This is a genomic window from Aeromonas sp. R4-1 (assembly GCF_040908325.1).
In the GTDB taxonomy this organism is placed as follows: Bacteria; Pseudomonadota; Gammaproteobacteria; order Enterobacterales; family Aeromonadaceae; genus Aeromonas; species Aeromonas veronii.
This window is the reverse complement of record NZ_JBFODM010000060.1, coordinates 118,115-130,456: the sequence shown is the minus strand read 5'-3', so window position 1 is coordinate 130,456 and position 12,342 is coordinate 118,115. Positions and strand designations below refer to the sequence as shown.

The window sequence follows — 12,342 nt, the reverse complement described above, 5'->3', positions numbered from 1 at the left end:
CAGACTTTTTTATAATCCCGCAGCTAATTTCGGCCCGGAGCTGTGTCTTTATGTCTGTAAAGCCTGAGAAAGTGTCTGAACTGTTCGATTTTCGTCGCAGTGCCCGCGCGGTGCTGGACACAGAAAAGCAAGCCATTGATGGACTCTATCAGTATCTGAACGACGCCTTCGACAAGGCGTGCGAGATGGTGCTGCGCTGCGGTGGCAAGATAGTGGTCACCGGCATGGGCAAATCGGGCCATATCGGCAGCAAGATCGCCGCCACCCTCGCCAGCACCGGCACACCGGCCTTCTTCCTTCATCCGGGAGAAGCGAGTCACGGCGATCTGGGGATGATCTCCAGTGGCGACCTTATCATCGCTATCTCCAACTCCGGCGAGAGCGACGAAATCCTGGCCCTGCTGCCGGTACTCAAGCGCCGCGGCATTCCGCTCATCTGCATGACCGGTAATCCGGCCTCCACCATGGCCAAAGAGGCCAACGTGCACCTGTGTATCAAGGTGGAGAAAGAGGCCTGCCCGCTGGGTCTGGCACCCACTTCCAGCACCACGGCAACCCTGGTGATGGGCGATGCCCTGGCGGTCGCCCTGCTGGAAGCGCGCGGTTTTACCGCCGATGACTTCGCCCTCTCTCACCCGGGCGGGTCGCTCGGCAAGCGTCTGTTGCTGCGGGTCGGCGATCTGATGCACAGCGGCGAGCTGTTGCCCCGGGTGGGGATAGATGCCACCATCAGCCAGGCGCTGCTGGAAGTGAGCCGCAAGGGGCTCGGTATGACGGCTGTGGTCGATGGCAATGGCCTGCTGGCCGGGCTCTTTACCGATGGCGATCTACGCCGCATTCTTGACCAGCAGATCGATATCCATCACACCCCCATCAGCCGTGTGATGACGGCCAACTGTGTTACCGTAGGTCCAGAGATGATGGCTGCGGAAGCGGTCAAGCTGATGGAAACGAGAAAAATCAACGGATTACTGGTAGTGGATGAAGAGAAACGCCCGCTCGGCGCCTTCAACATGCACGACCTGCTGAAAGCCGGAGTCATTTGATGCAAAACGTACCGACCCTCTATGGTCCGGTGACGCGCAGCCAGTTCGACAAGGCGGCGCAAATCCGCCTGCTGGTGTGCGATGTGGACGGGGTGCTCTCCAACGGCCTCATCTACATGGGAAACAACGGCGAAGAGCTGAAAACCTTCTGCACCCGCGATGGTGCGGGCATGCGAGCATTGCTCAATGCCGGGATCGAGATCGCCATCATCACCGGGCGCAACTCCCGTATCGTCAGCGATCGGATGAAAAGCCTGGGGGTGGCTCATGTGGTGCAGGGGGCTGATAAAAAGCTGCCTCACTTCGAAGCGCTGCTGGCCAAGCTGGGGCTGACTGCTGAACAGGCCGCCTATATGGGCGATGACACCATCGATCTGCCGGTGATGGCCGCCTGTGGCTTGGGTATCGCGGTGGCCGATGCCCATCCGCTGGTGCTGAGCCGTGCCGATATGGTGACTCGGCTTGGCGGTGGCATGGGCGCGGTGCGCGAGGTGTGTGACCTCATTTTGCAGGCGCAGGGCCACGACGATTATCAGCCCGAGGCCTCGGTATGAGCAGACAGACCCTGTTGTTTGCCCTGCTGTTTCTGGTCGCGCTGGTTGCCTGGCAGCTGGGCAAGGTTGAGCTGGTGCCTGAGAGCGCCGTCAAAATCGAAAACTATCAGCCGGATTTTGTCGCCAAAGATCTGGTGACCACCCGTTTTGATATCAACGGCAAGCGCACCGAGCGGCTGGAGTCGACCTACGCCGAGTATTATCAAATCCTCGAGCAGGCCACCTTCGACAAGCCGGTGGTCTACATGTATGACGATCAGGGTGCCGCCGAGTGGAAGGTGACCGCCGAAACCGGCGTGCTCAACACCGGCGACAACGTCATCCTGCGGGACAAGGTGCATCTGGATGGTCTGCTGCCCACCTCCTTTATCTCCACACTGGATACCCCCTATCTGGAGCTGGATCTGGTGACACAGGATGTGCGCAGCAACCGGGAAGTGAACATTCTGGGTCGGGATTTCCAGACCCAAGGGGTTGGCCTCAAGGGCCATCTGGACCGCAAATATTTTGAGTTACTGGATCAAGGCCATGCCATCTATTTCAATGAAAAACGCTAATCTGGCCCTCGCAGCCCTGTTGTTGTGTGGTGCGGTGACCGCCAAAGAGTCCGACTTTGCCGAGAAGGTCTACGTCGATGCCGTCAAACAGGTGGCCGAGATGCAGGACAATCGCATCACCTTCGAAGAGGACGTGACCATCAATCAGGGCACCATCCGGATCAAGGCTGACAAGGTGGTAGTGACCCGTTCCGGCGAGAAAGGAGCCGAGGTGATGACTGCCTACGGTAAGCCCGCCACCTTCTTCCAGATCCTGGATAACGGCAAGCCGGTCAATGCCCACGGCAATACCATCCGCTACGAGCTGAAGAACCGGCTGGTGACCATCACCGGCAACGGTCAGCTCAAGCAGGAAGATAGCCAGGTCAATGGCGATCTGATCCGCTACGACATCGTCAAACAGAAGATGATTGCCGAGAGCAAGAGCCCGAGCCAGCGGGTCAAAACCGTGTTCCTGCCGGATCAGGTAGAGAATTTCGACAAGCCCGCCGACCAGAAGAAGCAGGGAAAATAAGCCATGGCAGTGTTAAAAGCAGTGGGCCTGCAGAAGAGCTACAAGCGCCGCATGGTGGTGAGTGACGTCAGTCTTGAAGTGGGCACCGGCCAGATTGTCGGCCTGCTCGGCCCCAACGGGGCGGGCAAGACCACCTCCTTCTACATGATCGTGGGGCTGGTGCAGCGCGATGCCGGTCTCATCACCATCGACGATCAGGACATCAGCCTGCAGCCCATGCATGTGCGGGCGCGCAATGGCATCGGTTACCTGCCGCAGGAGGCCTCAATCTTCCGTCGCCTGTCGGTGTTCGACAACCTGATGGGCGTGATGCAGACCCGCAAGGGGTTGAGTCGCGAGGAGCGTGAGGACAAGGTTCAGCAACTGCTGGAAGAGTTCAATATCACCCACATTCGCGACAACCTGGGTCAGAGCCTCTCCGGCGGTGAACGCCGTCGGGTCGAGATTGCCCGTGCGCTGGCGGCCGAGCCGCGTTTTATTCTGCTGGATGAACCCTTTGCAGGGGTTGACCCGATTTCTGTGATAGACATCAAGAAGATCATTCAGCATCTGAAAGATAGAGGCCTTGGCGTCTTGATTACCGACCACAACGTCAGAGAGACTCTGGACGTATGTGAGAAGGCCTATATCGTCAGCCACGGCAAGATGATTGCCGAAGGTGCACCGGCTGACATCCTTGCCGATGAGCAGGTCAAGCGCGTCTATTTGGGCGATCAATTCAGTCTATAGTAAGGGGGCATGCCTTCATTTCCTTTGACGAGTGCCTCGCTGAACATAAGGATATCCCGACGTAGATGAAGCCGACATTACAGTTGCGTCTCGGTCAGTCCCTGACCATGACGCCGCAATTACAACAAGCGATTCGTCTGCTCCAGCTCTCCACTCTGGAACTTCAGCAGGAAATTCAGCAAGCGCTCGAAAACAACCCTCTGCTGGAGCAGGAAGAGAGCGAGGCGCAAGAGACCAGTCCGGAAGCGCCGGTGGATGCCAGCCAGCTGGATTCCAGCGATGCCATGGCCCAGGAGCAGATGCCGGACGAGTTGCCGGTGGATACCACCTGGGACGAGGTTTACTCTGCCGGCACCGCCCAGAGTGCGGGCCCCATCCACGATGGGGAAGATAGCGTCTATCAGGGGGAAACCACCGAAAACCTGCAGGATTATCTGCTGTGGCAGATGCGACTCACACCGTTCAGCGATGTGGATGCCGCCATCGCGCTCGCCATCATCGATGCCATCGACGAATCCGGTTATCTGACCGTTGCGCTGGAGGATATCCAGGCTGCCGTCACCAGCGATGACGTAGAGGTGGAACTCGATGAGGTCGAGGCGGTACTCAAGCGGGTGCAGCACTTCGATCCGGTCGGTATTGCTGCCCGTTCTGTGCAGGAGTGTTTGCTCATCCAGCTGGATCAGTATGACCCGCAGACCCCCTGGCTCAACGAGGCCAAGGAGGTGATCCTCGAGCACATGGAGCTGCTCGGCAACCGGGATTACCGCACCCTCGCCCGCAAGACAAAACTCAAAGAGAGCGACCTCAAGGAGGTGCTGGATCTGATCCAGCTGCTGGAACCACGTCCCGGCAACGGCATCATCCAGAGTGACTCTCAGTACGTGATCCCCGACGTCTCCGTGGTCAAGAAGGGCAGCAAGTGGGTGGTCGAGCTCAATCCCGACTCCGCCCCCCGCATCCGGGTCAACGAGACCTATGCCGCCATGGCCCGCAACGCCCGCAGCAGCACCGACACCCAGTTTATCCGCTCCCATTTGCAGGAAGCCAAGTGGTTCATCAAGAGCCTAGAAAGTCGCAATGACACCCTGCTGAAAGTGGCCAGTTGCATTGTCGAGCAGCAACAGGGCTTTTTCGAGTATGGTGAAGAGGCGATGAAGCCGATGGTGCTCAATGACATCGCCGAAGCGGTAGAGATGCATGAGTCGACCATCTCCCGGGTGACGACCCAGAAGTACATGCATACCCCCCGTGGTATCTTCGAATTGAAGTTTTTTTTCTCCAGCCATGTGAACACCGAAGGAGGAGGAGAGTGCTCATCGACCGCAATTCGCGCGCTCATCAAGAAGCTGGTCACGGCAGAGAATCCTGCCAAGCCGTTAAGTGATAGCAAGATCGCGGATTTGCTGGCCGAACAGGGTATTATGGTGGCGAGACGCACGATCGCTAAGTATCGCGAATCCTTGTTTATCCCACCTTCCAATCAGCGCAAACGCCTGGTTTAGGCAAACAAAAGGATGATGTTATGCAAATTAACCTGACCGGACACCATGTCGAGATCACCGAAGCTCTGCGTGATTATGTGAATAACAAATTTGCCAAACTCGAGCGTCACTTCGACCACATCAACAATGTTCATGTGGTGCTTAGCGTGGAAAAACTGAACCAGATAGCGGAAGCCAAATTGCACGTCAGCGGTGGCGAAGTGTTTGCCAACTCTGAACATGCCGATATGTATGCTGCGATAGACACCTTGCTCGACAAGCTGGACAGGCAGATCATCAAGCACAAAGATAAGTTAAATAAAAAATAACCATGCAACTTGAACACATACTGAGTCGGGACTGCACCAAGAGTGCAGTCCCTTGTACCAGCAAGAAACGCGCCCTCGAAATCATCAGCGAGCTGGCCGCCGAACGCCTTGGCACCTCCCGTCAGGCGCTGTTTGAATGCTTGCTGGCCCGCGAAAAAATGGGTAGTACCGGGATCGGTGCCGGTATTGCGATCCCCCACGGTCGCATTGACGATGAGTTCCCGCCAACCGCGATCCTGATGACCTTTGCCGACCCTATTCCTTTCGACTCCATCGACAATCAACCGGTTGACCTGCTGTTTGCCTTGCTGGTGCCGGAAAGCGAGTGCAAGCAGCATCTCAAGACCCTTTCCCTGATGGCCTCCAAGCTGGGTGACAAGGCGGTTTGCCGCCAGTTGCGTCAGGCAACCAGCGACGAAGAGCTCTATCAGATCATGACCTCGGCCTGACAGCAGGCCAAGGATGAGACACCCGTTTTGGCGTGAGGGAACAAGATGCAGTTAATCGTGGTAAGTGGACGTTCGGGCTCCGGTAAAACGGTAGCCCTGCGAGTGCTGGAAGATCTGGGTTACTACTGTGTGGACAACCTGCCGGTCAATCTGCTGCCCCAGCTGATTGTCTCGGTGGAGAGCCAGTACGACAAGCTGGCGGTCAGTATCGATGTGCGCAACCTGCCGAGCGATCCGGAGAAACTGGAAAATCTGCTGGCACAGGTGCGCAATGAGGGGCGGGTAGAGTTCTCCAGCTTCTTCTTCGATGCCGACAACGGCACCCTGCTCAAGCGCTATGGCGAGAGCCGCCGTTTGCACCCCCTCTCACGCAACAAGCTGTCGCTGGATGAGGCGATTCGGGAGGAGACCCACCTGCTGGCGCCCATCTCCTCGACCGCTGACCTGCGTATCGACACCACCACCCTCAGCATTCACGACCTGAGCGAGCTCATCAAGACCCGGGTGCTTGGGAAGAAAGAGAACGAGCTGGTGCTGGTGTTCGAGTCGTTCGGCTTCAAGTATGGCATTCCCAAGGATGCCGACTTCGTGTTCGATGCCCGCTTCCTGCCCAACCCGCACTGGATCCCCGAGCTCAAGCCGTTTACCGGCAAGGATGAGCCGGTCGCCAACTACCTCTCGGCGCAAGCTGACGTGATGCTGTTTACCCAGCAGATCGAGAACATGCTGGTGACCTGGTTGCCCCATCTGGAGCGCAACAATCGCAGCTACCTCACGGTCGGCATCGGTTGCACCGGCGGTCAGCACCGTTCGGTCTTTATTGCAGAGCGGCTGGCCAGTGCATTCCGTTTGCTTGGCAAGAACGTGCAGATCCGCCACCGCACTCTCGACAAGAGTGCCCCCCAATCCTGACGGACCAATAGGACGACCCGATGACTGTTTCCGCCTCGGTTGAAGTGAAAAACAAGCTGGGTATTCATGCCAGACCAGCCATGATGCTGTTCGAGCTGGTGCAGGGTTTCGATGCCCACGTGCTGCTGCGCAATGAAGATGGTGTGGAGGCCGATGCTGACAGCATCATCGGCCTGCTGATGCTGGATTCCGCGCAAGGGCGGCAGGTGGAAGTACAGGTTGAGGGCCCCGAAGAGGTCGAGGCCCTGGCCGCCGTGGTGGAGCTGTTCACCTCCGGCTTCAATGAGGAGTAGTCACTCCTCGTTATATGTTATGAACCGGTACGCGCCAGCGCTTTGAAGCTGGCAAAATCCCGACAAGCCAGCAGATTCCTGCTGGCTTTTTCGTTCATCAGTGCCAGAAACAGGTCGTAGAGACCCATCGCCTCCTCGTAGTCGGCCTTGCTGATGGCCAGCACGAAGATGAGCGTCGCGATTTCACCATTCCCCCAGTCAATCCCCTGCGGGGTCAGCACGGTGTAAACCAGAGTGCGGCGCGCCAGAATGATGACGTAGCCGATGGCCAGACCAATCCCCATGCCGGTTGCCAGCGAGGCACCGAAGTTCTCCACCGGATAGACGATGCCGGCCCCCAACAGCAGGGCGGGAACGCCCAGTCCGCCCCCGGTCTGGATGGCACCGCCGATATCCAGGATCCCCACCAGGGAGCCCTCGATGATGCGGGCGAACAGGAAGCTGGCACCGAACGCGGCTACCGCGCCGTAGGCACCCGTGTCCATGCCGGCTTTCAGCATGGCGACGAAGGCTACCTCGTTGAAGGCACCAACCCCGTACAGATAGAACATGTGGGTACCGGCAAAGACCCCGGCCGAGAGCAGGCCGACGAAGATGGGGAATGACCAGTCGGCGTACCAGAAGTTGTTTTTCAGTTTCTCATCCATGGTGTGACCCCTTATTTGCCGCTCAGCAGGTTATGGACGTTTTCCAGCTACAGGGGGACACCCATATGGAAGGACTCAATCAGTTTCATGTCAAAGCCGCGGAAGAAGCCGCTCAGCACGAACAGCAGGACGATGGCTGCCATCATCACCTTGGTGACGTGGTTCCAGCCGCTCTCTTCCACGCCCTTGCCGATCAGGATGCCGAGCACCAGACCCGGTACCGCGTTGCCCATGATGAGTTGGGCCAGACCGCCGAAGATGGTGGCCCAGAAACCGGATTTCTTGCCCGCTTCGATGGCGGCCAGCCAGAAGATCACCGGCATGACGGTATTGACCAGCAGGTTGGCAGCCGGTACCAGCACCTTGACCGCAGTGACCTGCAGGGCGGCCGGGACGGCAGCAGCCGTACTGTTGAGGAAGGCGACCACGATGGCACCTATGATGCCGCCAGCGATGGCCATCTTTTTCGGGTCGTGCAGAGTGGTGGCGAGATCCCGATTTTTGAACAGCAGTGCCGCCGTAGCCCAGTGCGGGATGATGCGGTGATCCACATCCTGGGTGAAGGCGCCTGCCGCCACGGTTGAGGCCCAGGCGTTGAAGAAGAAGCCCAGACCAAACGAGAAGTGGGAAGCGGGATCCCCCTCGCAGGAGTTAAGTTCGCCCAGGGTGCGGAAGGCACCCATGCCCTGTACGGTCGGGGCGTGGAACATCCGCGCCGCGCCGGCCCCCACCCCGACGCCAACCAGGCCGCCAATGATGAGTGACTTGATAAAAATGATTAGAAACATCCAACGTATCCTTCTTGTGGGGTTGTGCCTGCGCAGGCATCACACCTGGGTGAACGTCACCTTGGCGACATCCAGACTGGTGACCTGAACCTTGATCTCCAGCTGGACGCGGTATTCGCAGCGCTGGCGCGGCAGGAAGAAGAACAGGAACTTCTCCACCCGGACCGACTCCTCGGCTTTGAGCACCTGTACATCGACCGGCTCAATACGCAGCAGTACCTGCTGGTTGTCCTTGAGCAGTGTGGGTTGCACCTGGCTGAGGGCGGAGGCAAACGCCTGCTGGCGGGTCGTCCCCTTGCCGTTGACGATGACCTGGGTGGTGAAGTTCTCTTTCATCAGGCGCGTCCGTGCTTCTTGGCGAAGGCTTCGACCAGCTTCTGGCCCAGCTCTTCCTTGTCCATGAAACCGAAGCCCGGCACCACGCACCCTTCGTTGATGGCGGAGACGCCCTCTTCAACAGAGCGCATGCCGTAGCGGTACTTGTAGCCGTATTTGGTCTGGGCGGTGATCGCCCCGGCGCCGCCGCTGCCGCAGAAGGAGATGCCGAGATCCGCCTGCTCCTTGTTCATCACGTCGCCGAGCTTCATGTCAGCGGCCATGCCGGGGATGATGGTCACGTTGGCCCCGGCGGCTTCCGCGCCTGCGCCCACTTTCTGGCCCTTGCCGAGACGGTCTCCAATCACGAGTTTGATGGCTGTCATATCGATTTCTCCTTGAGTTACGGGTTCTGCACCGAGCTGAGTTCGTTTTCTTTGGCGACTTCAAAATGGACGGACAAGAGGTGTGCCTCCTCATAAGCAAACTGGTCCAGCCAGCTGACGACCTGTTCGGCGAGACGCAGTGAGAGGGGGGAGATCTCTTCAAACAGGCTGAGGTCAACTTCTGGCAGGGGTTCGCCGCTGTAGGAGCGCCACACCATGGCTTTGACATGGGAGGCCAGCATCTGCCGTTGCACCTCGTTGGGGATGATGCCCTGTTCGGCCAGCAGGGGATAAATGCGCGCGAGGATATGATCGGTCTGGCGCAGCAACTCCGGGCTGTTCGGGGTCAGGGTCTGGTCGTGAGTCTCTGTTTGCAATGTCTGCTCTCCAAGGCTGGCAGAAGGTATGGCGTTACCCTAAGCCTGCGCGTCGATGTGGAGGAGGCAGTGTTTTTCCGATTCGAAGCGGAAATTCCTGAGGAAATGGCCCCGAAGTGATCGTTTGGATACTGAAAAGGCAAAAAGAGTGCTTATTGGGGCTGGTTTTGTGTGATCGGTAGCGCACAAATAGGGGGGCGGGGGCAGGGCAAGCGTTGCGGGAAACTGTGAGTCATCTCACGATAAGAGACGTAGCCGAGGGGACAGATATGGAAAAGGGCGGTTTCCCGCCCTTCTCATAACAAGGAGTGACGCTAGCTGGCCGATGCTGCGCTCGAGCTGGCGGTTCTCTGCTGATAGCGCAGGTCTTCCTCTATGGTGACCACCACTTCCAGCGGCTTGCCGGAGCGGAATACCGAGATGGTCAGCTTGGTGCCGGGGCGGCTCTCGACAATCTTGTCCATGGCGCTGCGTACGCCACTGATGGCCTCTCCGTTGATCTTGAGCAGCACATCTCCTCGCTGCAAACCACCTTTGGCCGCAGGGCCGTTGGGATCCAGGCTTTCCACCACCAGACCACGCAGGTCGCCGAGGTTCATCATCCGCGCGACAATGGGGTTGATCTCGACACTGGAGATCCCGAGATAGCCGCGGATCACCCGGCCGTTGGCGATCAGCTCATCCATGATCCGTTTTGCCAGCCGGTAGGGGATGGCGAAGCTGATGCCGTAGCTCTCCTGATTACCGTTGAGGTGATAGGTGGCGGTGTTGATACCCACCAGATCGCCACGGCCGTTAACCAGCGCGCCACCCGAGTTGCCCTCGTTGATGGCTGCATCGGTCTGCAGCAGATCCTGACGGCCATTGCTGTCGGGCCCCATGCTGGAGAGGCCGGTACGGCCGGTCGCACTGATGATGCCCTGGGTGATGGTCTGGCCGACGTTGTAGGGGTTGCCGATGGCGAGCACCACATCCCCCACTTCTGGCAGTCGCTCCGGATCCTGCGGGATCACCGGCAGGTTGTCTGACTCGATATAGAGCACGGCGAGGTCGGTGAGCTGATCGGTGCCGACCAGTTCGGCGCTGAAGACCCGGCCATCCTGCAACGCGACGATGATCTGGTCGGCATCGGCGATGACGTGGTAGTTGGTTAGCACATAGCCGCGCTGATTCATTATGACGCCGGAACCCAGCCCTTGCGGGCGTAGTTCCCCCTGATTGCCCTGATTGGGGGCAAAGCTGCGGGTGTAGATGTTGACGACGGCAGGGCCTGCCCGATGGGCGGCATAGGAGAAACTCAGTTCACGGGCATTGGTGATGATGCCGGGCAGTTGGGCACCACCGCGAAAATGGGGAAACAGCAGCAACAGCAGCGCCGCGACGGTCAATCCAAAACCGACAGACTTGCCCAAGTAACTGACTAAAGGGGGGATTTTCATGTCATTCTCATCCGTACAGGCTGCGCGCAGAGAATAACACTATCGATGGATAAAAATCACCCGCGGTGAAGGCCGCGGGTGATGGAGGGGCTGGCGAACAACTTGAGCGTTAGCGGATCACCAGATAGAGCGAGGAGTCGCCGCGCTGGATGTTGAGCGCCAGCACGTCAGGCTTGTTCTTGAGCGCCTTGGTCAGCTCGCTCAGGGTGTTGATGCGCAGGCGGTTGACCCCGATGATGATGTCACCCTTCTGCAGGCCGGAAGCGGCTGCCGGAGAGCGAGGATCAATATCGGCCACCGCGACACCGGAGACTGGGTCGGTGGTGGTGCTCAGCTTGGCCCCTTCCAGTGCCGGATGCAGCGCGCTGGCGCGTACTTCGCTGTCATCGGCCTGCTTCAGGGTCACTTTGGCAGTTTGTGACTTGCCATCGCGGATCAGCCCCAGTTCGACCTGCTTGCCAGCGCCCATGGTGGCAATCTTGGCGCGCAGCTCGCCGAAGGAGCGAACCGGTTTGCCATCGATGCTGACGATGATATCGCCGGCCTTGATGCCCGCCTTGTCGGCCGCCGAATCAGGCATGACCTGATTGACGAAGGCACCATCCTTCTTGTTGTAACCGAAGGTTTTGGCGATGTCGGAGGTGAGCTCGGTGCCGGTAATACCCAGCTGGCCGCGACGCACTTCACCGTACTTGACGATCTGCTCGGTCAGATCCCGCACCATGTTGGAAGGGATGGCAAAGCCGATGCCGATGTTGCCGCCGTTCGGGCCCAGAATCGCGGTGTTGATACCGATCAGCTCGCCACGCAGGTTGAGCAGGGCGCCGCCGGAGTTACCGGAGTTGATGGCCGCATCGGTCTGGATGAAGTTCTCCAGATTCTCGATGTTGAGGCCGCTGCGACCCAGCGCACTGACAATACCGGAGGTGACGGTCTGGCCCAGACCAAACGGGTTGCCGATGGCCAGCGCATAGTCACCTACCCGCAGCTCGTCGGAGTCGGCGAACTTGATCTGTACCAGGTCCTCGGCCTTGATTTGCAGCAGGGCGATGTCGGACTGCTTGTCTTCACCAATCTTCTTGGCCGCATATTCACGACCATCCTTCAGGTTGACCTTGATCTCGTCCGCCTCGTGCACCACGTGGGCGTTGGTGATGACGTAACCCTTCTTGGCATCGACGATGACACCGGAGCCTAGCGCCTGGAATGGCTGCTCGCTCACCTGTTCATCGGGCATGTTGGGGCCGAAGAAGAACTTGAACTGTTCCGGCAGACGCTGACGGGTAATTTTTTTGCCAGAAACCGAGATATTGACCACCGCCGGTGTGACCTGTTCGAGAACAGGCGCCAGGCTTGGCATCTCCTGATTTGAACCTAACAGGGAAGGCAGTGCAGCCTGAGCAGGGGCCGCAGACATGGCGATACCGACACTGAGGGCTAGCACACTGAGCATGGAAAGAGGTTTACGCATATGAAAAACAGCTCCCAGAAAAAGTTGCATTGCAATCGTCAAGGTCAGACCA

Annotated in this window: 17 protein-coding genes; 10 read left to right on the top strand and 7 right to left on the bottom strand. The window is 58.6% G+C overall.

From position 1 onward, the window contains the following. Nucleotides 1–50 precede the first annotated feature (50 nt). From AB5Y90_RS10180 to npr, 10 genes are all read left to right on the top strand, one after another. Nucleotides 51–1,046, top strand: a complete 996-nt coding sequence (locus tag AB5Y90_RS10180; RefSeq protein WP_058057518.1) for a KpsF/GutQ family sugar-phosphate isomerase — start codon at nucleotides 51–53, stop codon at nucleotides 1,044–1,046. After that, nucleotides 1,046–1,600, top strand: a complete 555-nt coding sequence (gene kdsC / locus AB5Y90_RS10175) for a 3-deoxy-manno-octulosonate-8-phosphatase KdsC (RefSeq protein ID WP_047438734.1) — start codon at nucleotides 1,046–1,048, stop codon at nucleotides 1,598–1,600. Before AB5Y90_RS10180 ends, kdsC begins: the two co-directional genes overlap by 1 nt. Beyond that, nucleotides 1,597–2,157 (top strand): LPS export ABC transporter periplasmic protein LptC, encoded by a 561-nt coding sequence (gene lptC, locus AB5Y90_RS10170; protein ID WP_005336338.1) that lies wholly within the window; start codon nucleotides 1,597–1,599, stop codon nucleotides 2,155–2,157. The genes kdsC and lptC overlap by 4 nt, the downstream gene beginning before the upstream one ends. Beyond that, nucleotides 2,144–2,671, top strand: a complete 528-nt coding sequence (gene lptA / locus AB5Y90_RS10165; protein ID WP_040068817.1) for a lipopolysaccharide transport periplasmic protein LptA — start codon at nucleotides 2,144–2,146, stop codon at nucleotides 2,669–2,671. The genes lptC and lptA overlap by 14 nt, the downstream gene beginning before the upstream one ends. Nucleotides 2,672–2,674: 3 nt before the next feature. Further along, a complete protein-coding gene (gene lptB / locus AB5Y90_RS10160) occupies nucleotides 2,675–3,400 on the top strand; it encodes an LPS export ABC transporter ATP-binding protein (RefSeq protein WP_005336333.1) in 726 nt (241 codons plus the stop codon). A 65-nt stretch (nucleotides 3,401–3,465) separates the two neighbouring features. Continuing rightward, nucleotides 3,466–4,905 carry an RNA polymerase factor sigma-54 gene (locus AB5Y90_RS10155; protein WP_005336331.1) on the top strand — a complete coding sequence of 480 codons (1,440 nt, stop codon included), beginning with the start codon at nucleotides 3,466–3,468 and terminating at the stop codon, nucleotides 4,903–4,905. A gap of 20 nt (nucleotides 4,906–4,925) precedes the next feature. Next, nucleotides 4,926–5,213 carry a ribosome hibernation promoting factor gene (gene hpf, locus AB5Y90_RS10150; RefSeq protein ID WP_005336323.1) on the top strand — a complete coding sequence of 96 codons (288 nt, stop codon included), beginning with the start codon at nucleotides 4,926–4,928 and terminating at the stop codon, nucleotides 5,211–5,213. 2 nt (nucleotides 5,214–5,215) lie between these two features. After that, nucleotides 5,216–5,662 (top strand): PTS IIA-like nitrogen regulatory protein PtsN, encoded by a 447-nt coding sequence (gene ptsN / locus AB5Y90_RS10145; protein ID WP_005336322.1) that lies wholly within the window; start codon nucleotides 5,216–5,218, stop codon nucleotides 5,660–5,662. Nucleotides 5,663–5,707: 45 nt separating this feature from the next. Beyond that, nucleotides 5,708–6,574, top strand: a complete 867-nt coding sequence (gene rapZ / locus AB5Y90_RS10140; protein ID WP_021231839.1) for an RNase adapter RapZ — start codon at nucleotides 5,708–5,710, stop codon at nucleotides 6,572–6,574. Nucleotides 6,575–6,594: 20 nt separating this feature from the next. Continuing rightward, on the top strand, nucleotides 6,595–6,867 hold the full coding sequence (npr, locus tag AB5Y90_RS10135) for a PTS phosphocarrier protein NPr (protein ID WP_005336318.1): 273 nt from the start codon (nucleotides 6,595–6,597) through the stop codon (nucleotides 6,865–6,867). 17 nt (nucleotides 6,868–6,884) lie between these two features. Here npr and AB5Y90_RS10130 read toward each other — a convergent pair whose 3' ends face one another. The 7 genes from AB5Y90_RS10130 to AB5Y90_RS10100 form a co-directional block, all read right to left on the bottom strand. After that, on the bottom strand, nucleotides 6,885–7,514 hold the full coding sequence (locus tag AB5Y90_RS10130; protein WP_307896065.1) for a DUF4310 family protein: 630 nt from the start codon (nucleotides 7,512–7,514) through the stop codon (nucleotides 6,885–6,887). A gap of 47 nt (nucleotides 7,515–7,561) precedes the next feature. Next, entirely contained in the window at nucleotides 7,562–8,302 is a 741-nt protein-coding gene (locus AB5Y90_RS10125; protein WP_307896066.1) for a DUF4311 domain-containing protein, read from the bottom strand. A gap of 39 nt (nucleotides 8,303–8,341) precedes the next feature. Further along, nucleotides 8,342–8,638 carry a DUF4312 family protein gene (locus tag AB5Y90_RS10120; RefSeq protein WP_100652517.1) on the bottom strand — a complete coding sequence of 99 codons (297 nt, stop codon included), beginning with the start codon at nucleotides 8,636–8,638 and terminating at the stop codon, nucleotides 8,342–8,344. Then, nucleotides 8,638–9,003 carry an SFCGS family glycine-rich protein gene (locus tag AB5Y90_RS10115; protein ID WP_307896067.1) on the bottom strand — a complete coding sequence of 122 codons (366 nt, stop codon included), beginning with the start codon at nucleotides 9,001–9,003 and terminating at the stop codon, nucleotides 8,638–8,640. Before AB5Y90_RS10115 ends, AB5Y90_RS10120 begins: the two co-directional genes overlap by 1 nt. 17 nt (nucleotides 9,004–9,020) lie before the next feature. After that, nucleotides 9,021–9,380 carry a transcriptional regulator gene (locus tag AB5Y90_RS10110; protein ID WP_047438724.1) on the bottom strand — a complete coding sequence of 120 codons (360 nt, stop codon included), beginning with the start codon at nucleotides 9,378–9,380 and terminating at the stop codon, nucleotides 9,021–9,023. A 314-nt stretch (nucleotides 9,381–9,694) separates the two neighbouring features. Next, nucleotides 9,695–10,819 (bottom strand): outer membrane-stress sensor serine endopeptidase DegS, encoded by a 1,125-nt coding sequence (gene degS / locus AB5Y90_RS10105; RefSeq protein WP_005336297.1) that lies wholly within the window; start codon nucleotides 10,817–10,819, stop codon nucleotides 9,695–9,697. 109 nt (nucleotides 10,820–10,928) lie between these two features. Then, on the bottom strand, nucleotides 10,929–12,290 hold the full coding sequence (locus AB5Y90_RS10100) for a Do family serine endopeptidase (RefSeq protein ID WP_227095398.1): 1,362 nt from the start codon (nucleotides 12,288–12,290) through the stop codon (nucleotides 10,929–10,931). Between the last annotated feature and the right edge of the window lie 52 nt (nucleotides 12,291–12,342).